The 20,815-nt window shown below is 53.9% G+C and carries 13 protein-coding genes, 2 tRNA genes, 3 rRNA genes and 1 pseudogene; 14 read left to right on the top strand and 5 right to left on the bottom strand.

The annotated features are described in order from the left end of the window. Entirely contained in the window at positions 1-702 is a 702-nt protein-coding gene (gene fre, locus ACMGGM_RS12275) for an NAD(P)H-flavin reductase (protein WP_014885614.1), read from the top strand. A gap of 182 nt (positions 703-884) precedes the next feature. Here fre and fadA read toward each other — a convergent pair whose 3' ends face one another. Beyond that, positions 885-2,048, bottom strand: a complete 1,164-nt coding sequence (gene fadA, locus ACMGGM_RS12270; RefSeq protein WP_063408166.1) for an acetyl-CoA C-acyltransferase FadA — start codon at positions 2,046-2,048, stop codon at positions 885-887. Between the two features lie 9 nt (positions 2,049-2,057). After that, entirely contained in the window at positions 2,058-4,247 is a 2,190-nt protein-coding gene (fadB, locus tag ACMGGM_RS12265; protein ID WP_063943784.1) for a fatty acid oxidation complex subunit alpha FadB, read from the bottom strand. A 190-nt stretch (positions 4,248-4,437) separates the two neighbouring features. On the opposite strand from fadB, the gene pepQ reads away from it, so the two are divergent. From pepQ to ACMGGM_RS12205, 12 genes and pseudogenes are all read left to right on the top strand, one after another. Then, positions 4,438-5,769: a Xaa-Pro dipeptidase gene (gene pepQ / locus ACMGGM_RS12260; RefSeq protein ID WP_014885612.1), complete on the top strand. Its 1,332-nt coding sequence runs from the start codon at positions 4,438-4,440 to the stop codon at positions 5,767-5,769. Next, complete coding sequence (locus ACMGGM_RS12255; protein ID WP_014885611.1) at positions 5,769-6,383, top strand: IMPACT family protein; 615 nt, start codon at positions 5,769-5,771, stop codon at positions 6,381-6,383. The genes pepQ and ACMGGM_RS12255 overlap by 1 nt, the downstream gene beginning before the upstream one ends. A gap of 41 nt (positions 6,384-6,424) precedes the next feature. Next, a complete protein-coding gene (gene trkH, locus ACMGGM_RS12250; protein WP_013099227.1) occupies positions 6,425-7,876 on the top strand; it encodes a Trk system potassium transporter TrkH in 1,452 nt (483 codons plus the stop codon). Positions 7,877-7,886: 10 nt separating this feature from the next. Continuing rightward, positions 7,887-8,432 carry a menaquinone-dependent protoporphyrinogen IX dehydrogenase gene (gene hemG / locus ACMGGM_RS12245; protein ID WP_014885610.1) on the top strand — a complete coding sequence of 182 codons (546 nt, stop codon included), beginning with the start codon at positions 7,887-7,889 and terminating at the stop codon, positions 8,430-8,432. A gap of 352 nt (positions 8,433-8,784) precedes the next feature. Continuing rightward, positions 8,785-10,324 (top strand): 16S ribosomal RNA (locus ACMGGM_RS12240). A 70-nt stretch (positions 10,325-10,394) separates the two neighbouring features. Continuing rightward, positions 10,395-10,471 (top strand) — tRNA-Ile (locus ACMGGM_RS12235). Positions 10,472-10,513: 42 nt separating this feature from the next. Next, positions 10,514-10,589 (top strand) — tRNA-Ala (locus ACMGGM_RS12230). A gap of 180 nt (positions 10,590-10,769) precedes the next feature. Further along, positions 10,770-13,675: ribosomal RNA gene (locus tag ACMGGM_RS12225) — 23S ribosomal RNA — on the top strand. A 63-nt stretch (positions 13,676-13,738) separates the two neighbouring features. Further along, positions 13,739-13,854, top strand: a 5S ribosomal RNA gene (gene rrf, locus ACMGGM_RS12220). The 16S, 23S and 5S rRNA genes sit together here with 2 tRNA genes alongside, the layout of an rRNA operon. A gap of 124 nt (positions 13,855-13,978) precedes the next feature. Continuing rightward, entirely contained in the window at positions 13,979-15,007 is a 1,029-nt protein-coding gene (gene murB / locus ACMGGM_RS12215; RefSeq protein WP_023331542.1) for a UDP-N-acetylmuramate dehydrogenase, read from the top strand. Beyond that, positions 15,004-15,966, top strand: a complete 963-nt coding sequence (gene birA / locus ACMGGM_RS12210; protein WP_014885608.1) for a bifunctional biotin--[acetyl-CoA-carboxylase] ligase/biotin operon repressor BirA — start codon at positions 15,004-15,006, stop codon at positions 15,964-15,966. The genes murB and birA overlap by 4 nt, the downstream gene beginning before the upstream one ends. 16 nt (positions 15,967-15,982) lie before the next feature. Further along, a pseudogene (locus tag ACMGGM_RS12205) lies at positions 15,983-16,974 on the top strand (glycosyl hydrolase family 8). A 48-nt stretch (positions 16,975-17,022) separates the two neighbouring features. Here the strand turns inward: ACMGGM_RS12205 and bcsG are convergent. The 3 genes from bcsG to bcsE are packed head-to-tail and all read right to left on the bottom strand — an operon-like array spanning position 17,023 to position 20,448. Continuing rightward, complete coding sequence (gene bcsG, locus ACMGGM_RS12200; RefSeq protein ID WP_014885606.1) at positions 17,023-18,702, bottom strand: cellulose biosynthesis protein BcsG; 1,680 nt, start codon at positions 18,700-18,702, stop codon at positions 17,023-17,025. Beyond that, on the bottom strand, positions 18,695-18,889 hold the full coding sequence (gene bcsF, locus ACMGGM_RS12195; protein WP_014885605.1) for a cellulose biosynthesis protein BcsF: 195 nt from the start codon (positions 18,887-18,889) through the stop codon (positions 18,695-18,697). The genes bcsG and bcsF overlap by 8 nt, the downstream gene beginning before the upstream one ends. Further along, the gene (gene bcsE, locus ACMGGM_RS12190) at positions 18,886-20,448 is read right to left on the bottom strand and encodes a cellulose biosynthesis c-di-GMP-binding protein BcsE (RefSeq protein WP_023337935.1); all 1,563 of its coding nucleotides are present in this window, start codon (positions 20,446-20,448) and stop codon (positions 18,886-18,888) included. The genes bcsF and bcsE overlap by 4 nt, the downstream gene beginning before the upstream one ends. A gap of 174 nt (positions 20,449-20,622) precedes the next feature. Here bcsE and bcsR point away from each other — a divergent pair, with 174 nt between their 5' ends. After that, entirely contained in the window at positions 20,623-20,811 is a 189-nt protein-coding gene (gene bcsR, locus ACMGGM_RS12185) for a cellulose biosynthesis protein BcsR (RefSeq protein ID WP_008503237.1), read from the top strand. Positions 20,812-20,815: the final 4 nt, after the last annotated feature.

Raw genomic sequence — 20,815 nt, 5'->3', positions numbered from 1 at the left:
ATGACAACCTTAAGCTGTAAAGTGACCTCGGTAGATGCCATCACCGACACCGTATATCGCGTCCGTTTAGTGCCAGAAGCGGCATTCTCTTTCCGCGCTGGTCAGTACTTAATGGTAGTGATGGATGAGCGTGATAAGCGTCCTTTCTCTATGGCCTCTACGCCAGCAGAGAAAGAATTTATTGAGCTGCATATTGGTGCGTCTGAGCTTAACCTGTACGCGATGGCCGTTATGGACCGCATCCTGAAAGAACGTGAGATTGTGGTCGACATCCCTCACGGCGAAGCGTGGCTGCGCGATGACGAAGATCGTCCGCTGATCCTGATCGCTGGCGGTACGGGATTCTCTTATGTGCGCTCTATTCTGTTGACCGCTCTGGCACGTAACCCGGACCGTGACATCACCATTTACTGGGGTGGCCGCGAAGAGAAACATCTGTATGACCTGTCTGAGCTGGAAGCGCTGAGCGTAACCCATCCTAACCTGCGCATTGAGCCGGTGGTTGAGCAGCCGGAAGAGGGCTGGCGTGGGCGTAGCGGTACCGTGCTGACGGCGGTATTGCAGGATCACGGCACGCTGGCAGGACACGATATCTATATCGCAGGTCGTTTCGAGATGGCGAAAATCGCCCGGGACCTGTTCTGTAACGAACGTGACGCGCGTGAAGATCGCCTGTTTGGCGATGCGTTTGCCTTCATTTAAATAAAAAACCCGCCCCTGACAGGCGGGAAGAACGGCAACTAAACTCTCTCTCTTCGCCAATGACGCCATAACTGCGTTGGCTGCGTTCGTTCACCCGAATCACTTACTTGAGTAAGCTCATCGGGATTCGCTCGCTTGCCGCCTTGTTCTGACGTCATTGGCTCTGAGATACTTTTCCTGATTTACACTCTCTCAAACACCGTCGCGATACCCTGACCCAACCCGATGCACATTGTTGCCAGTCCGAACTGGGCATCTTTGCGCTCCATCAGATTAATCAGCGTCGTGCTGATACGCGCCCCGGAGCAACCGAGTGGGTGGCCGAGGGCGATCGCGCCGCCGTTGAGGTTAATTTTCTCGTCGATCTGTTCCATCAGCCCCAGATCTTTAATGCACGGCAGGATCTGCGCGGCGAAGGCTTCGTTCATCTCGAACAGATCGATGTCGCTGGCGGCTAGTCCCGCTTTTTTCAGCGCCAGCTTCGAGGCCGGAACCGGGCCGTAACCCATGATTGAAGGATCGCAGCCCACGACAGCCATCGAACGTACCCGAGCGCGTGGGGTTAACCCCAGCTCACGGGCGCGGCTTTCGCTCATCACCAGCATCGCCGCTGCTCCGTCGGACAGCGCCGACGAGGTACCTGCCGTGACCGTACCGGTGACCGGATCAAATGCCGGACGCAACGTAGAAAGTGCTTCCACCGTTGTTTCCGGGCGGATCACTTCGTCGTAGCTGAACTGCTTCAGAACGCCGTCCGCATCGTGACCGCCGGTAGGGATGATCTCGTTTTTAAATGCGCCGGACTGCGTGGCAGCCCAGGCGCGGGCATGGGAACGTGCGGCAAACGCATCCTGCATTTCACGGCTAATGCCGTGCAGGCGGGAGAGCATCTCCGCGGTGAGACCCATCATTCCCGCAGCTTTTGCCACGTTACGGCTCATCCCCGGATGGAAATCGACGCCGTGGCTCATCGGGACGTGCCCCATATGCTCCACACCGCCGACCAGGCAGGCCTGAGCATCGCCGGTCATGATCATACGTGCCGCATCGTGCAGCGCCTGCATGGACGAACCGCACAGACGGTTAACGGTGACGGCCGGAACCGAATGCGGGATCTCCGCCAGCAGTGACGCATTACGCGCGATATTGAAGCCCTGCTCCAGGGTCTGCTGCACGCAGCCCCAGTAGATATCGTCGAGCGCGGCGGGGTCCAACGCCGGATTACGCGCCAGCAGGCTACGCATCAGGTGTGCGGAGAGGTCTTCCGCGCGCACGTTACGGAATGCGCCGCCTTTTGAACGGCCCATCGGGGTGCGAATCGCATCAACAATGACAACCTTTTCCATTGTGACTCCTTAAGCCGTTTTCAGCTCGCCAACCGGACGGGCTGGCTCAACTGCTGGGTAATAGGGTTCGTTATGGCGCGCTTTGTTGCGCAGCCCTTCAGGCACTTCATAGAGCGGGCCGAGGTGCTGATGCTGCTGAGCCATATCGAGATAGCGGGCGCTGCCGATGGTGTCCAGCCAGCGGAACGCGCCGCCGTGGAACGGAGGGAAGCCCAGGCCGTATACCAGCGCCATATCCGCTTCGGCCGGGCTGGCGATAATGCCTTCTTCCAGACAACGCACCACTTCGTTGATCATCGGGATCATCATGCGGGCGATGATCTCATCGTCGGTGAAGTCACGTTTTGACTGGCATACGTCGGCCAGCAGGCCATCCACCGCCGCATCCTCTTCTTTCTTCGGTTTGCCTTTGCTGTCTTCTTTATAGCGCCAGAAGCCCAGGCCGTTTTTCTGACCGAAGCGGTTAGCGTCGAACAGGGCGTCAATCGCGTCGCGATAATCTTTCTGCATGCGCTGCGGGAAGCCTGCCGCCATCACCGCCTGGGCGTGATGGGCGGTATCAATACCGACCACGTCCAGCAGATACGCCGGGCCCATCGGCCAGCCGAACTGTTTTTCCATCACTTTGTCGATTTTGCGGAAGTCTGCCCCATCGCGCAGCAGCTGGCTGAAACCGGCGAAGTAAGGGAACAGTACGCGGTTGACGAAAAAGCCCGGGCAGTCGTTAACAACGATCGGCGTTTTGCCCATCTTGCTTGCCCACGCCACCACTTTGGCGATGGTTTCGTCAGAGGTTTTTTCCCCTCGGATCACTTCGACCAGCGGCATACGGTGTACCGGGTTGAAGAAGTGCATTCCGCAGAAGTTTTCCGGACGCTTCAGTACGCTCGCCAGTTCGCTAATCGGAATAGTCGAGGTATTAGAGGCCAGTACGGTATCCGGACGAACTTTGTCTTCCGTTTCCGCCAGCACCGCTTTTTTGACTTTCGGGTTCTCTACGACCGCCTCAACGACCACGTCCACACGATCAAAACCGCTGTATTCCAGCACAGGCTGAATGGTAGAGATCACGCCCGCGAGCTTCAGCCCGTCAATTTTGCCGCGCTCCAGCTGTTTATTCAGCAACTTGGCCGCTTCGGTCATGCCCAGCGTCAGGGATTTCTCGTTAATGTCTTTCATCACTACCGGCACGCCTTTCCAGGCTGACTGGTAGGCGATGCCGCCACCCATAATGCCCGCCCCGAGTACCGCCGCGTGTTTTGGGGTCTCAACGTTTTTGGTCAGCTGTTTAGCTTTGCCTTTCACGAACTGATCGTTCAGGAAGATGCCAACCAGCGCGCGGGCTTCGTTGGTGTGCGCCAGCGGGACGAAGCTCTGATTTTCCAGTTTCAGGGCTTCGTCACGGCCCAGACGGGCGGCCGCTTCAATGGTTTTCACTGCCGTAATCGGCGCCGGGTAGTGTTTACCCGCCGTCTGCATCACCATGCCTTTGGCGATGGTGAAGCTCATGGTGGCTTCTATCTTGCTGAGTTTTAACGGCTCAAGCTTCGGCTGGCGTTTGGCTTTCCAGTCGAGATCGCCATTAATGGCCTGACGCAGAATAGCCAGAGCGCCTTCAACCAGTTTTTCTGGCTTAACCACGCCGTCCACCAGGCCGATTTTCTGCGCCTGTTCCGCGCCGACATCTTTACCGGCGGCGATGATCTCCAGCGCGCTGTCAGCACCCAGCATGCGCGGCATACGGACGGATCCGCCAAAGCCCGGCATGATCCCCAGTTTGGTTTCCGGCAGGCCGATACGCAGATCCGGCGTGGCCAGACGGTAGTCGGTTGCCAGCACGCATTCGCAGCCACCGCCTAATGCGTAACCATTAACGGCGGAAATAGTCGGAACAGGCAGGTCTTCCAGACGGTTAAAGACGCTGTTTGCAAAGTGCAGCCACTGGCTCAACTGTTCTTCAGGCACCTGGAACAGGGAAAGGAATTCGGTGATATCGGCACCGACAATAAAGGCTGCTTTGTTTGAGCGCAGCATCAGCCCTTTTAATTCAGTTTGCTTTTCAAGTACTTCCAACGCCTGGCCAAGACTGGCCACCGTCGCGGTATCAAGCTTGTTCACTGAGCCGGGGGCATCGAACACCAGTTCGGCAATGCCATCTTCCAGCCAGTTGAGGTACAGGGTGTCGCCTTTGTAGAGCATGTCAGTCTCCTGAATCCAGCAATTGGATCTGGTCATACCAGATGAAACGGAGTGTGGGATTTATGTTAATAAAATGCAAATTACTCATTAAGAAATTGCTGCATTGATCACGGTCGGTGGAAATCACGCAGCCGGAGTGAGGTGTGCTAAGATGCGATGACTTGAGGTCAAAAAAACGAAAGGAAGAATGATGGACTCACTGGCTTCGCTTTATAAAAATCATATCGTTACTCTACAGGAACGTACCCGCGATGTACTGGCCCGCTTCAAACTGGATGCCCTGCTTATCCATTCCGGCGAGCTGATAAACACATTTCTTGATGACCATGCCTATCCGTTCAAGGTTAACCCGCAGTTTAAAGCCTGGGTGCCTGTTACTCAGGTTCCTAACTGCTGGTTGCTGGTGGATGGCGTGAACAAGCCGAAACTGTGGTTCTACCTGCCGGTCGATTACTGGCACAACGTGGAACCGCTGCCGACCTCTTTCTGGACGGAAGAAATTGATGTGATTGCGCTGCCAAAAGCGGACGGCATTGGCAGCCAGCTACCTGCTGCACGCGGCAATATCGCCTATATTGGCCCGGTTCCGGAGCGTGCATTGGGTCTGGATATTCCCGCGGACAAACTCAACCCGAAAGGGGTGCTGGACTTCCTGCATTACTACCGTGCGTACAAAACCGATTACGAACTTTACTGCATGCGTGAAGCGCAAAAAACGGCGGTGAATGGCCATCGTGCCGCGCACGAGGCGTTCCAGTCCGGCATGAGCGAATTCGATATCAACCAGGCGTACCTGACCGCGACCGGCCACCGTGATACCGACGTGCCATACAGCAATATTGTCGCGCTGAATGAGCATGCTTCTGTTCTTCACTACACCAAACTGGACCATCAGGTTCCGTCGGAAATGCGCAGCTTCCTGCTTGATGCCGGCGCTGAGTACAACGGTTATGCGGCTGACCTGACCCGTACCTGGGCGGCTAATGCTGACACCGATTTCGCGCAGCTGATTAAAGACGTGAACGATGAGCAACTGGCGCTTATTGGTACCATGAAAGCCGGTACCAGCTACGTGGATTATCACGTTCAGTTCCATCAGCGCATCGCGAAGCTGCTGCGTAAGCATCAGATTGTGAAAGACATGAGCGAAGAGGCAATGGTCGAGAACGATCTCACCGGGCCATTCATGCCGCACGGTATTGGTCACCCGCTGGGCCTGCAGGTTCACGACGTCGCTGGCTTTATGCAGGATGATACCGGTACGCATCTTGCGGCACCGTCTAAATATCCTTACCTGCGCTGCACCCGTATTCTTGAGCCTCGTATGGTGTTGACGATTGAACCGGGGATCTACTTTATTGAATCCCTGCTGGCGCCATGGCGTGAAGGTCAGTTCAGCAAACACTTCAACTGGGAAAAAATTGACGCACTGAAACCGTTTGGCGGTATTCGTATCGAAGATAACGTGGTGATTCACGAGAACGGTATCGAGAATATGACGCGAGACCTGAAGCTGGCCTGATGGAAAGCTGGCTGATACCGGCTGAACCGGTCACCTTTGTTGAGGAAATCAAGAAAAGCCGCTTTATTACGCTGCTGGCACACACCGACGGCGTTGAAGCGGCAAAGGCATTTGTTGAGTCTGTCCGGGCTGAGCATCCTGACGCACGTCACCACTGTGTGGCGTGGGTGGCAGGGCCCCCGGACGATTCGCAACAGCTTGGCTTTTCCGATGACGGTGAACCCGCGGGAACCGCCGGTAAACCCATGCTCTCGCAGCTGATGGGCAGCGGCGTGGGTGAAATTACCGCCGTGGTGGTGCGTTACTACGGCGGCATCTTGTTAGGCACGGGCGGGCTGGTGAAAGCCTATGGCGGTGGCGTTCAGCAGGCACTGAATATATTGACGACCACCCGCAAAACGCCGCTCACCGAATATACTCTATTGTGTGATTACGCCCAATTATCCGGCATCGAAGCGTTGCTGAAACAGTTTAATGGCGTTATCGCGCACAGTGACTTTCAGGCGATGGTGCAATTACGCGTGGCGCTTCCTCAGGCAGAGCTGGCTGCTTTTTCAGCAAAACTGGCAGATTTTAGTCGCGGTTCGTTGCAATTACTGCCGATTGAAGAATAATCCCCACCTCACTTTTTTGAATACCAAAGGAAGCGGCAGAGATGCATTTTCGTGCCATAACCCGAATCGTTGGACTGCTGGTCATACTTTTTTCCGGGACGATGATTCTCCCAGGACTGGTGGCGCTTATCTACCGGGACGGCGCGGGGCGGGCATTTACCCAGACCTTTTTTGTCGCACTGGCGATTGGCTCGCTGCTGTGGTGGCCGAATCGTCGTCAGAAAGGTGAGCTGAAATCCCGCGAAGGCTTTCTGATCGTGGTGCTGTTCTGGACGGTGCTGGGGAGCGTGGGTTCGCTGCCCTTTATCTTCTCCGAGCAACCTAACCTGAGCATCACGGATGCCTTTTTTGAATCGTTCTCGGGGTTAACGACCACCGGGGCGACGACGCTGGTGGGTCTGGATTCATTACCCCACGCCATCCTCTTTTATCGCCAGATGCTGCAGTGGTTCGGCGGTATGGGGATCATCGTCCTGGCGGTAGCTATTCTGCCCATTCTGGGCGTCGGTGGGATGCAGTTGTACAGGGCTGAAATGCCCGGGCCGCTGAAAGATAACAAGATGCGCCCGCGTATTGCCGAGACGGCGAAAACCCTGTGGCTGATTTATGTCCTGCTGACGGTGGCCTGTGCGCTGGCGCTCTGGTTTGCCGGGATGCCTGCTTTTGATGCCATCGGACACAGCTTTGCGACAATCGCTATCGGCGGGTTCTCCACCCACGATGCCAGCGTAGGCTACTTCGATAGCCCAACGATCAACACCATCATTGCGATTTTCCTGCTGATTTCTGGTTGTAACTATGGCCTGCACTTCTCTTTACTGAGCGGGCGAAGCCTGAAGGTGTACTGGCGCGACCCTGAGTTCCGCATGTTCATTGGTGTCCAGCTTACGCTGGTCGTCATCTGTACCCTGGTACTGTGGTTCCATGATGTTTATAACTCCGCGCTGACGACCCTAAACCAGGCGTTCTTCCAGGTGGTATCAATGGCGACGACCGCCGGATTTACCACGGACAGTATTGCGCGCTGGCCGCTGTTCCTGCCGGTACTCCTGCTGTGCTCTGCGTTTATTGGCGGCTGCGCCGGGTCGACGGGCGGTGGCCTGAAGGTGATTCGTATTCTGCTGCTGTTCAAGCAGGGCAACCGTGAGCTGAAACGACTGGTCCACCCGAACGCGGTCTACAGCATTAAACTGGGGAACCGCGCGCTGCCGGAACGTATTCTCGAAGCCGTATGGGGCTTTTTCTCGGCGTATGCGCTGGTCTTTATCGTCAGTATGCTGGCGATCATCGCGACGGGGGTGGATGATTTCTCCGCCTTTGCGTCCGTCGTCGCAACATTGAATAACCTCGGGCCAGGCCTGGGGGTCGTGGCGGATAACTTTGCCAGTATGAACCCGGTCGCGAAATGGATCCTCATTGCCAATATGCTGTTTGGTCGTCTTGAGGTCTTTACTCTGCTGGTGCTCTTCACCCCAACATTCTGGCGCGAATAAGGAGCCGTTGATGAAAACACTGATTCTTTTCTCTACGCGAGACGGACAAACACGTGAGATTGCCGCGTATCTGGCGTCGGAATTAAAAGAACTGGGTATTTACTCGGATGTGGTGAACCTGAATCGCGCGGAGCAGATCACATGGCAGGAGTACGATCGCGTGGTGATTGGCGCCTCTATTCGTTACGGGCATTTCCATCCAGCGCTGGATCGCTTTGTGAAAAAGCACACGGCGGTGCTCAACAAATTGCCCGGCGCGTTTTACTCGGTCAATCTGGTTGCGCGTAAAGCCGAGAAGCGTACGCCGCAGACCAACAGCTATACGCGCAAGTTTTTACTCAGCTCACCGTGGCAGCCAGACCTGTGCGCGGTTTTTGCTGGTGCGCTGCGTTACCCTCGATACCGTTGGTATGACCGTTTCATGATCCGCCTGATTATGAAAATGACCGGTGGTGAAACCGATACCCGTAAAGAAGTGGTTTATACCGACTGGTCGCAGGTGGCCAGTTTTGCGCGGGAAATCGCACATTTAACGGACGATTCGCGACTTAAATAAGCGTTAAGTTTGAAAAGTGAGCGAACGAAAAGTTTTTTGTATTTTGTGCTTGTCACTGTGAAATAACTCCCTATAATGCGCCTCCACTGACACGGAACAACGGCACACACGCCGCCGGGTCAGCAGAGAAAAGCAAAATAAACGCTTGACTCTGAAGCGGGAGAGCGTAATATGCACACCCCGCGCCGCAGCGAAAACGAAGCGGCACTGCTCTTTAACAATTTATCAGACAATCTGTGTGGGCACTCAAAGTGACATGGATTCTTAATGTCTTCGGACAATAAATGAATACCAAGTCTCTGAGTGAACATACGTAATTCATTACGAAGTTTAATTCATGAGCATCAAACTTAAATTGAAGAGTTTGATCATGGCTCAGATTGAACGCTGGCGGCAGGCCTAACACATGCAAGTCGAACGGTAGCACAGAGAGCTTGCTCTCGGGTGACGAGTGGCGGACGGGTGAGTAATGTCTGGGAAACTGCCTGATGGAGGGGGATAACTACTGGAAACGGTAGCTAATACCGCATAACGTCGCAAGACCAAAGAGGGGGACCTTCGGGCCTCTTGCCATCAGATGTGCCCAGATGGGATTAGCTAGTAGGTGGGGTAACGGCTCACCTAGGCGACGATCCCTAGCTGGTCTGAGAGGATGACCAGCCACACTGGAACTGAGACACGGTCCAGACTCCTACGGGAGGCAGCAGTGGGGAATATTGCACAATGGGCGCAAGCCTGATGCAGCCATGCCGCGTGTATGAAGAAGGCCTTCGGGTTGTAAAGTACTTTCAGCGGGGAGGAAGGTGTTGTGGTTAATAACCACAGCAATTGACGTTACCCGCAGAAGAAGCACCGGCTAACTCCGTGCCAGCAGCCGCGGTAATACGGAGGGTGCAAGCGTTAATCGGAATTACTGGGCGTAAAGCGCACGCAGGCGGTCTGTCAAGTCGGATGTGAAATCCCCGGGCTCAACCTGGGAACTGCATTCGAAACTGGCAGGCTAGAGTCTTGTAGAGGGGGGTAGAATTCCAGGTGTAGCGGTGAAATGCGTAGAGATCTGGAGGAATACCGGTGGCGAAGGCGGCCCCCTGGACAAAGACTGACGCTCAGGTGCGAAAGCGTGGGGAGCAAACAGGATTAGATACCCTGGTAGTCCACGCCGTAAACGATGTCGACTTGGAGGTTGTGCCCTTGAGGCGTGGCTTCCGGAGCTAACGCGTTAAGTCGACCGCCTGGGGAGTACGGCCGCAAGGTTAAAACTCAAATGAATTGACGGGGGCCCGCACAAGCGGTGGAGCATGTGGTTTAATTCGATGCAACGCGAAGAACCTTACCTACTCTTGACATCCAGAGAACTTTCCAGAGATGGATTGGTGCCTTCGGGAACTCTGAGACAGGTGCTGCATGGCTGTCGTCAGCTCGTGTTGTGAAATGTTGGGTTAAGTCCCGCAACGAGCGCAACCCTTATCCTTTGTTGCCAGCGGTTAGGCCGGGAACTCAAAGGAGACTGCCAGTGATAAACTGGAGGAAGGTGGGGATGACGTCAAGTCATCATGGCCCTTACGAGTAGGGCTACACACGTGCTACAATGGCGCATACAAAGAGAAGCGACCTCGCGAGAGCAAGCGGACCTCATAAAGTGCGTCGTAGTCCGGATTGGAGTCTGCAACTCGACTCCATGAAGTCGGAATCGCTAGTAATCGTAGATCAGAATGCTACGGTGAATACGTTCCCGGGCCTTGTACACACCGCCCGTCACACCATGGGAGTGGGTTGCAAAAGAAGTAGGTAGCTTAACCTTCGGGAGGGCGCTTACCACTTTGTGATTCATGACTGGGGTGAAGTCGTAACAAGGTAACCGTAGGGGAACCTGCGGTTGGATCACCTCCTTACCTTAAAGAACCTGCCTTTGTAGTGCTCACACAGATTGTCTGATGAAAAAACAGCAGTAAAAATCTCTGCAGGCTTGTAGCTCAGGTGGTTAGAGCGCACCCCTGATAAGGGTGAGGTCGGTGGTTCAAGTCCACTCAGGCCTACCAAACTCCTTTTAAAGGATGAGCGGTACAGAGATTACAAACGATGGGGCTATAGCTCAGCTGGGAGAGCGCCTGCTTTGCACGCAGGAGGTCTGCGGTTCGATCCCGCATAGCTCCACCATCTTTTACTGCGAACACAAGAAAACTTCAGAGTGAACCTGAAAAGGTGCACTGCGAAGTTTTGCTCTTTAAAAATCTGGATCAAGCTGAAAATTGAAACGACACACATGTTATGTGTGTTCGAGTCTCTCAAATTTTCGCAAACCGATGATGAATCGAAAGAAACATCTTCGGGTTGTGAGGTTAAGCGACTAAGCGTACACGGTGGATGCCCTGGCAGTCAGAGGCGATGAAGGACGTGCTAATCTGCGAAAAGCGCCGGCGAGGTGATATGAACCTTTGACCCGGCGATGTCCGAATGGGGAAACCCAGTGTGATTCGTCACACTATCGTTAACTGAATACATAGGTTAACGAGGCGAACCGGGGGAACTGAAACATCTAAGTACCCCGAGGAAAAGAAATCAACCGAGATTCCCCCAGTAGCGGCGAGCGAACGGGGAGCAGCCCGGAGTCTGAATCAGCTTGTGTGTTAGTGGAACGGTCTGGAAAGTCCGACGGTACAGGGTGATAGTCCCGTACACGAAAATGCACAGGTTGTGAACTCGAAGAGTAGGGCGGGACACGTGGTATCCTGTCTGAATATGGGGGGACCATCCTCCAAGGCTAAATACTCCTGACTGACCGATAGTGAACCAGTACCGTGAGGGAAAGGCGAAAAGAACCCCGGCGAGGGGAGTGAAAAAGAACCTGAAACCGTGTACGTACAAGCAGTGGGAGCCTACTTGTTAGGTGACTGCGTACCTTTTGTATAATGGGTCAGCGACTTATATTCTGTAGCAAGGTTAACCGTATAGGGGAGCCGAAGGGAAACCGAGTCTTAACTGGGCGTTAAGTTGCAGGGTATAGACCCGAAACCCGGTGATCTAGCCATGGGCAGGTTGAAGGTTGGGTAACACTAACTGGAGGACCGAACCGACTAATGTTGAAAAATTAGCGGATGACCTGTGGCTGGGGGTGAAAGGCCAATCAAACCGGGAGATAGCTGGTTCTCCCCGAAAGCTATTTAGGTAGCGCCTCGTGAACTCATCTTCGGGGGTAGAGCACTGTTTCGGCTAGGGGGCCATCCCGGCTTACCAACCCGATGCAAACTACGAATACCGAAGAATGTTATCACGGGAGACACACGGCGGGTGCTAACGTCCGTCGTGAAGAGGGAAACAACCCAGACCGCCAGCTAAGGTCCCAAAGTCATGGTTAAGTGGGAAACGATGTGGGAAGGCACAGACAGCCAGGATGTTGGCTTAGAAGCAGCCATCATTTAAAGAAAGCGTAATAGCTCACTGGTCGAGTCGGCCTGCGCGGAAGATGTAACGGGGCTAAACCATGCACCGAAGCTGCGGCAGCGACGCTTATGCGTTGTTGGGTAGGGGAGCGTTCTGTAAGCCGTTGAAGGTGGCCTGTGAGGGTTGCTGGAGGTATCAGAAGTGCGAATGCTGACATAAGTAACGATAAAGCGGGTGAAAAGCCCGCTCGCCGGAAGACCAAGGGTTCCTGTCCAACGTTAATCGGGGCAGGGTGAGTCGACCCCTAAGGCGAGGCCGAAAGGCGTAGTCGATGGGAAACAGGTTAATATTCCTGTACTTGGTGTTACTGCGAAGGGGGGACGGAGAAGGCTATGTTAGCCGGGCGACGGTTGTCCCGGTTTAAGCATGTAGGCGGAGGTTCCAGGTAAATCCGGTACCTTATTAACGCTGAGGTGTGATGACGAGGCACTACGGTGCTGAAGTAACAAATGCCCTGCTTCCAGGAAAAGCCTCTAAGCATCAGGTAACACGAAATCGTACCCCAAACCGACACAGGTGGTCAGGTAGAGAATACCAAGGCGCTTGAGAGAACTCGGGTGAAGGAACTAGGCAAAATGGTGCCGTAACTTCGGGAGAAGGCACGCTGATATGTAGGTGAAGCCCCTGCGGGTGGAGCTGAAATCAGTCGAAGATACCAGCTGGCTGCAACTGTTTATTAAAAACACAGCACTGTGCAAACACGAAAGTGGACGTATACGGTGTGACGCCTGCCCGGTGCCGGAAGGTTAATTGATGGGGTTAGCGGTAACGCGAAGCTCTTGATCGAAGCCCCGGTAAACGGCGGCCGTAACTATAACGGTCCTAAGGTAGCGAAATTCCTTGTCGGGTAAGTTCCGACCTGCACGAATGGCGTAATGATGGCCAGGCTGTCTCCACCCGAGACTCAGTGAAATTGAACTCGCTGTGAAGATGCAGTGTACCCGCGGCAAGACGGAAAGACCCCGTGAACCTTTACTATAGCTTGACACTGAACACTGGTCCTTGATGTGTAGGATAGGTGGGAGGCTTTGAAGCGTGGACGCCAGTCTGCGTGGAGCCGACCTTGAAATACCACCCTTTAATGGCTGGTGTTCTAACGTAGACCCGTAATCCGGGTTGCGGACAGTGTCTGGTGGGTAGTTTGACTGGGGCGGTCTCCTCCCAAAGAGTAACGGAGGAGCACGAAGGTTAGCTAATCCTGGTCGGACATCAGGAGGTTAGTGCAATGGCATAAGCTAGCTTGACTGCGAGAGTGACGGCTCGAGCAGGTGCGAAAGCAGGTCATAGTGATCCGGTGGTTCTGAATGGAAGGGCCATCGCTCAACGGATAAAAGGTACTCCGGGGATAACAGGCTGATACCGCCCAAGAGTTCATATCGACGGCGGTGTTTGGCACCTCGATGTCGGCTCATCACATCCTGGGGCTGAAGTAGGTCCCAAGGGTATGGCTGTTCGCCATTTAAAGTGGTACGCGAGCTGGGTTTAGAACGTCGTGAGACAGTTCGGTCCCTATCTGCCGTGGGCGCTGGAGAATTGAGGGGGGCTGCTCCTAGTACGAGAGGACCGGAGTGGACGCATCACTGGTGTTCGGGTTGTCATGCCAATGGCACTGCCCGGTAGCTAAATGCGGAAGAGATAAGTGCTGAAAGCATCTAAGCACGAAACTTGCCCCGAGATGAGTTCTCCCTGAGACTTTAAGTCTCCTGAAGGAACGTTGAAGACGACGACGTTGATAGGTCGGGTGTGTAAGCGCAGCGATGCGTTGAGCTAACCGATACTAATGAACCGTGAGGCTTAACCTTACAACGCCGAAGCTGTTTTGGCGGTGAGAGACGATTTTCAGCTGATACAGATTACAGAATTTGCCTGGCGGCTTTAGCGCGGTGGTCCCACCTGACCCCATGCCGAACTCAGAAGTGAAACGCCGTAGCGCCGATGGTAGTGTGGGGTCTCCCCATGTGAGAGTAGGGAACTGCCAGGCATCAAATAAGTGAAAAGGCCATCCGTAAGGATGGCCTTTTTGCGTTTCTGCGCTATACAAACTAATCCCCCAACGCCCTGCTTATACGGTAAACTACCTGCGTTTTTGCATCAGGATAGCGTCTATGAACCACTCCCTTAAGCCCTGGAATACCTTTGGTATTCAACGCAATGCTAATCACATTGTCCGTGCCGATACTGCACAGCAGTTGCTGAATGCATGGCAAAGCGCAACCGAAAAAAACGAACCCGTACTGATTCTGGGCGAAGGAAGTAATGTCCTGTTTCTCGACGATTTTGCGGGAACAGTGATCGTTAACCGCATCATGGGAATTGATGTGGAAGAGCGCGCCGATAGCTGGCACTTGCACGTGGGGGCCGGAGAAAACTGGCATCACCTGGTGCAATTTACCCTTGAAAAAGGGATGCCAGGCCTGGAAAACCTTGCGCTTATTCCGGGCTGCGCGGGATCATCACCGATTCAAAACATCGGTGCCTATGGCATCGAGCTGAAACATGTCTGTGAATACGTCGATTGCATCGAACTGGCGACTGGAACGGCTAAGCGTTTAACCGCAGAACAGTGCCGTTTTGGCTACCGTGACAGTATCTTCAAACATGAATATCAGGATCGCTACGTGATTGTCGCCGTGGGCCTGCGCCTGTCGAAGAACTGGCAGCCCGTACTGACCTACGGTGATTTAACGCGTCTCGATCCGGCTACCGCCACACCCCGCGATGTGTTTGACTCGGTTTGTCATATGCGCATGACCAAGCTTCCCGACCCGAAAGTAAATGGAAATGCCGGAAGTTTCTTCAAAAACCCGGTGATCGACAGCGAAAAGGCAAAGGTCTTCCTTGAAGGATGGCCCGCAGCACCACATTACCCTCAGGCAGATGGCAGCGTGAAGCTGGCTGCGGGATGGCTTATCGATCAATGCCAGCTTAAAGGCACTTCAGTCGGAGGCGCTGCCGTTCATCAGCAGCAGGCTCTGGTACTGATCAATCAACATGATGCGAGCAGTGATGACGTGGTCAAACTGGCTCATTATGTTCGTGAACGTGTGGGTGAAAAGTTTAACGTCTGGCTGGAGCCAGAAGTCCGCTTCATTGGCCGCACAGGTGAAGTGAATGCCGTGGAGACCATCGCGTGAAAGACAATACCATCCCGTTAACCCTAATTAGCATCCTTGCGGATGGGGAGTTTCATTCTGGCGAGCAGCTGGGTGAGCAGCTGGGCATGAGCCGTGCAGGCATTAATAAGCATATCCAGACCCTCCGCGACTGGGGTGTCGATGTCTTTACCGTTCCTGGAAAAGGGTACAGCCTGCCGGAACCCATTCAATTGCTGAATGAAGACGTGATTCGTAGCCAGATTGGGCACGGCAATGTTGCGGTGCTGCCGGTGATTGACTCAACGAACCAGTATCTTCTGGAGCGTCTGCCTGAACTGAAATCCGGCGATGCCTGCGTTGCAGAGTATCAGCAGGCCGGGCGTGGTCGCCGAGGGCGAAAATGGTTCTCGCCCTTTGGTGCCAACCTCTACCTATCCATGTACTGGCGACTCGATCAAGGCCCTGCCGCAGCGATTGGCCTGAGTCTGGTCATCGGGATTGTCATGGCAGAGGTGCTGCACGATCTGGGCGCCGATCGGGTGCGTGTTAAATGGCCTAACGATCTTTACCTGAACGATCGTAAACTTGCCGGTATTCTGGTCGAACTGACGGGAAAAACGGGCGATGCGGCGCAAATCGTGATTGGCGCGGGCCTCAATATGGTGATGCGTAACGTACAAAACGATGTGGTCAACCAGGCCTGGACGAATCTCCAGGAGGCGGGGATCGTCATCGATCGTAACATCCTTGCCGTGCGTATGATTAAAGAGTTGCGCAGTTCACTGACGCTTTTTGAACAGGAAGGGCTCGCAACGTTCCTGTCTCGTTGGGAAAAACTGGACAACTTTATCAATCGCCCGGTGAAATTACTGATTGGTGATAAAGAGATCTACGGCATTTCCCGCGGGATTGACGCTCAGGGCGCGTTGCTCCTGGAACAGGATGGCGTGATCAAGCCCTGGATGGGCGGTGAGATTTCACTGCGAAGTGCCGAATAACCGAATGGGGTGAATGATGCGAAAACCCGTCTGCGCGACCCTGGCTGTGATGATGAGCTTGCTGTCTCTCCTCTCTCGCAGGCGGGTCAGGCCTGGGAGAGTTACAAGGCGCGCTTTTTCAAACCGGAAGGCCGCATTGTTGATACCGGCAACGGCGACGTTTCGCATACGGAAGGTCAAGGTTTCGCCATGTTAATGGCGGTGGCTAACGACGATAAGGCCACGTTCGATAAGCTCTGGCAATGGACCAACAGGACGCTAAAGAACAACGAAAATGGTCTGTTTTACTGGCGTTATAACCCCGCGGAGTCCAATCCGGTCGCTGATAAAAACAACGCCACAGATGGCGATGTCCTGATTGCATGGGCGTTGTTAAAAGCCGATGCGCGCTGGCATGACAAACGCTACAGCGCCGCATCGGATGCGATTACGAAAGCATTGATTGACCACAACGTAATCCGCTATGCGGGTTACCGCGTGATGCTGCCCGGCGTACAGGGATTTAAGCTTGAGGGTGAAGTGGTCCTTAATCCTTCCTATTTTGTGTTTCCGGCCTGGCAGGCCTTTGCCGGACGCAGTCATTTGCCGGTCTGGCGTGAATTGATAAAGGACGGGAAACGTCTGCTGGGAAAAATGGGATCGGGTAAAGCGAATCTACCGACAGACTGGGTTTCGCTGGCATCCGCGGGCAAGCTGACGCCGGCCAAAGGCTGGCCACCGCGAATGAGCTACGATGCGATTCGTATTCCGCTGTACATAGCCTGGTCTGATAAACAAAGCCCGCTGCTGACGCCCTGGAAAGCCTGGTTTGGCCAGTTCCCACGGGAACATACACCCGCCTGGGTTAACGTCACGACCAACGAATACGCGCCCTATATGATGGAAGGCGGTCTGCTGGCGGTCAGGGATTTAACGATGGGTCAGCCATCCGGCGAACCGGAAATCACCTCTAACGACGACTACTATTCGGCAAGTCTGAAAATGCTGGTATGGATTTCAGCGCAATAATAACGCACTGACAATCCCCTCTCCCTACAGGGGAGAGGGGTAAATCCTTTATTGCGGATACGGTACCCAATCTCCGCCGTTCAGACGAACGTACGGTTTGTTCTGGTACTGAATCACAACAGCATTCGCGTTTTCGGAGACCTCTGCCGTTTGCGGCAGGTTGCTGGTGAGCTGATTCCAGTTCACGCTATCTTCCACAAACAGCTTCCCGTCCACGGCACGGGCAACCAGTTCTGAAATTGCCAGATAGCTGGTTGGCTGTGTAATCTCAATCGGCGCGCCCTGGTGCGGAGCCTTCATACCAAAGAATTTAATGCCCGCAGGCACGTTGGTAATGGACGGGCTTGGAATATCACGCAGACCTGACACCTGCATTCTGTCGCCTTTCAGCGCGCCGCCGTGTTCAGGCACGACAACCACCATCACTTTACGGCCTGATTTTTCCAGCTCAGTGAAGAACGCATCCAGCTCGTCGAAGAATTTCTGCGCACGCACTTTATAATCTGCCGTTTTGCTCACGCCCGGGAAGTGGTTACCGTCGTGAAGCGGCAGGGTGTTAAAGAACGTCGCACTGCGCGGGTTGCTGTCTTTTTCGATGGTTTGCAGCCAGCGCTGCAGTACGGCTGTATCGTCGTAAACAGGTGAACCGTCGAAGCCGAGCAGAGTAACGGGAAGCCCGGTTTGATCCATCAGCGGCGCCTGCATGCCACCCTGTTCACGCACCTCTTTCAGGAAGTTACCGAACTGGCCGTTATGTCCCAGCATCAGATGCTGCGTAAAGCCCAGCTTCGCGAGGTTATCGAACAGATAACACTGATTCCCTGCCGGCTGGTACAGGTTTTTATGCGATGTCTGACCGCAGCTTGCACGCAGAAGGCGAATCGCTGCCGGGCCGCTGTATGAGGTGGCAGAGTTGAAATCTTTAAACTGGATATCGAAATGAGACCACAGTGGGTGAGACATTAATCCGGCTGCATCCACATCGGCCCAGGAGAGGGAACAGATGTTAATCACCAGCAGCTCAAACGGTTGAGCATCTGCCGGCAGTGCATCCGGGAATTTCGTCTGTCGCTTATCTTCTGCGGTATAGAAGCTGGAAAGCCACGCATTGAGGTTGGTGGAGGTCGGCGGTGCGGTCTGGGTTGGAATATCACCTACCACAGGCGTATCGCCTGCCGTGGTAACAGTAGCCGCTGCGCTTCCACCCGTGGTGGTCACCGTGGTGGTTGGTTGACCGGCAGGCCACAGGGAGAAGTCCGGTCCTGCCAGCGTCAGTACGTTAAGCCAGATCATAATGGCGACAACAAACACCGTGACGCGGATCCACTGCGACAGGAACAGCCAGGCCACCAGCAGGACAAAGATAGCGCCAATCATCTGCCAGTTAATAAAGCGCTCAACCAGATCAAGCATGTAGTCTGCACTGAAGCCCGCAACTTGTGATCCCTGGCTCATTATGCTGTCCGGACCCGGTAGCCAGGTATCGTGCCAGAACAGCGCAAAGCCGACGGGGATGGCTACCCAGTGACGTAAACGATGCAGCCTGATATTCGGCAACGGCATCAGCAGGAAGGCCATAAAGACCAGGTTAAGCAGGGGATGGAAATTCAGATAGCCTGCCCAGAGCAAACCAAACTTCACCAGAAAGTAAAAGTTCCAGCCGGAAAGGCCGCGCCAGTATTGCCAGAGCGGCGAGGGTGACGAAGCGGTATAGGTAGAATTAGTCATGTTTTCGGTCTGCCTTGACGTGTGATGCCCGTGTCAGTGTTCCGGCTGGTTTTACATAGCGAGGTTTTATAAACATCACTCTGGCCGTATCACGGATACGACGTATGGAATGGCGCGCATAGTAGCCAAGCGGGAAAAAGATCAGCGCACAGAATACGACCAGTTGAATAATATCGCTGATATTCATGATGGTACGTTCTCCCCATTCTCGGTTAATAAGCGATGGGGTTCCGGAACCCGACGCCAGACATGACCGTCATGTCTGGCATTGAGAATCGGTTTTGCATCGCTGGTGATCACCAGCGGTTTAACCCATTGTTCAGGCTGAAGTGCGCGCATCTGCACCAGCTCCGCGCTGATAGCATTATCTTCGAACCAGATCATACGGTTTGAGAAAATATCCCCGGTAGGCAGGGGAAAGATGTGGTTAAGCGCGGTATCAAGATCGTTCACCCGGCAGAAGGACAAAAATAGCACCAGGCGATTGTCGCCAATGGTCATGATGTCCCCTGTACGATTCGGACGACATAAGGTGAGAGCCTGTTCAACGCGGATACCCGGAACAGGACGCAGGGCAACCATCACCCCTTTCCCGTCCGCAGGAAGTAGCGTGTTGCTCATCATATTGCCGACGGCGTCGCAGAAGTTATCCCATTTCTGGTATCCGCGCAGCTTCATCGGCTGCGTCATGGAGAGCAAGGTGGAAATGTCTTCCGGCACATGGCGGCTGAACTGCTGTCCCTGAACGCTTTCGATTAGCGTCAGGCAGCGTGACAGCGGCGCATTCCATGGAACAACCATATTTGCTCCGCAGCCAAGCAGCAGACGCTCATCGGTGGCGCGCAGGCTGGTATTGTTTTCCCGCACCACAATTTTTAATGCGCTGCCGCGCTGGCGACGTAAGGTATGAATTTGTCTCGCCAGCGTCTCAATCTGGTTATTTTGCATCAACGAGAAAACAAGGGTTGCCGCCTGGGTTGTACGAGCTTCATGAAAAAGCGCTTCGTTAGACTCAAACAGCGACCAGTTTTCCGACAGCGCGGGCGCGCCCTCTAAAACCGCAATATGGCTCAGGATGCGTTTTTCATCACTGCGCGGCTGCACAACCGTTTCTTCCTGCTGTGCCAGGTGCCATTTCCCCTCACTCTGTTTCAGGGTCAGCTGTTGCCTGGCGCTCACGCCTTTTTCATTACACCAGAAAGCAATATCGTAGAGATAGCTGCCCACCTGGTCACGCAGACTGGCCAGACCGAACAGGGAGCGATATTCACCCATTAAAAGTGAAAATAACTTGTCATTATTACTGCCGGGATTGACGACCAATAGCGTGCAATTTTGAAATTTTGCCCATTTATTGATTTTTTCCAGCCACGGCAGCAGTTTTTCAGCAGGGATATTTTGCAGGACGTTATTTGCGCATTTAAGAATCACTAAATAGTGATCCGGATCAATGGAGCACTGAACGTCGCGGGACAAAAAGTATAGACTATCCACTTCTGCTGACATGGAAAATAAGCGCACGGTTTGCGGTCCGCCGTCACTTTCCAGCGTGATAATTTTCTTCGGCTCTTCGCCCATGCTAATGACAGCCACGCGGGAATCCTTATCCTGGGCGGCAATTGTCTGGTTTACCAGACTGATGGCATCTTCATTACGGTCGGTATTAATCCACCAGACTCCACCGACTGGCATGTGGCTCAATTCGTCCCATAATGACTGGATGCCAATAGAAAATATGGAGTCCACGGTGTCCCTCTTTTCGTCTAATTTATCTGTATCTCAGTTTACTAGCGAAAGCGTAGAAATAAACCTAACATTGAAATTAAAGAACATCAGATTTAGCATGTAAATGAAATTTGTCAGGGCAGGACGCCCCGCAACTTCTGAGCGTGCGATTTTCCTCAAAGGGATGGCAGAAAAATGGATAATAACGAACCCGGAACCCCAGTCGACTCGACCCTGGGCTATACATTCCAAAACGATTTTCTGGCGCTGACGCAGGCCTTTTCTTTACCTGAAATAGATTACACCGATATTTCCCAGCGGGAACAGTTGGCCGCGGCTATTAAACGCTGGCCATTATTAGCTGAATTCGCCCATCAACAATAAGGGA

The sequence above is a fragment of the Enterobacter sp. BNK-14 genome, assembly GCF_047456095.1.
In the GTDB taxonomy this organism is placed as follows: Bacteria; Pseudomonadota; Gammaproteobacteria; order Enterobacterales; family Enterobacteriaceae; genus Enterobacter; species Enterobacter kobei.
The sequence above is the reverse complement of the archived record's forward strand: the minus strand, read 5'-3'. Positions and strand labels throughout refer to the sequence as shown.

Excerpts from the sequence above, each read along its gene's own strand:
- bcsG (WP_014885606.1), bottom strand. The coding sequence starts at position 18,702 with ATGACTAATTCTACCTATACCGCTTCGTCACCCTCGCCGCTCTGGCAA.
- ACMGGM_RS12255 (WP_014885611.1), top strand. The coding sequence starts at position 5,769 with ATGGAAAGCTGGCTGATACCGGCTGAACCGGTCACCTTTGTTGAGGAA.
- fadB (WP_063943784.1), bottom strand. The coding sequence starts at position 4,247 with ATGCTCTACAAAGGCGACACCCTGTACCTCAACTGGCTGGAAGATGGC.
- fre (WP_014885614.1), top strand. The coding sequence starts at position 1 with ATGACAACCTTAAGCTGTAAAGTGACCTCGGTAGATGCCATCACCGAC.
- pepQ (WP_014885612.1), top strand. The coding sequence starts at position 4,438 with ATGGACTCACTGGCTTCGCTTTATAAAAATCATATCGTTACTCTACAG.
- fadA (WP_063408166.1), bottom strand. The coding sequence starts at position 2,048 with ATGGAAAAGGTTGTCATTGTTGATGCGATTCGCACCCCGATGGGCCGT.
- bcsR (WP_008503237.1), top strand. The coding sequence starts at position 20,623 with ATGGATAATAACGAACCCGGAACCCCAGTCGACTCGACCCTGGGCTAT.
- trkH (WP_013099227.1), top strand. The coding sequence starts at position 6,425 with ATGCATTTTCGTGCCATAACCCGAATCGTTGGACTGCTGGTCATACTT.
- bcsF (WP_014885605.1), bottom strand. The coding sequence starts at position 18,889 with ATGAATATCAGCGATATTATTCAACTGGTCGTATTCTGTGCGCTGATC.
- murB (WP_023331542.1), top strand. The coding sequence starts at position 13,979 with ATGAACCACTCCCTTAAGCCCTGGAATACCTTTGGTATTCAACGCAAT.
- hemG (WP_014885610.1), top strand. The coding sequence starts at position 7,887 with ATGAAAACACTGATTCTTTTCTCTACGCGAGACGGACAAACACGTGAG.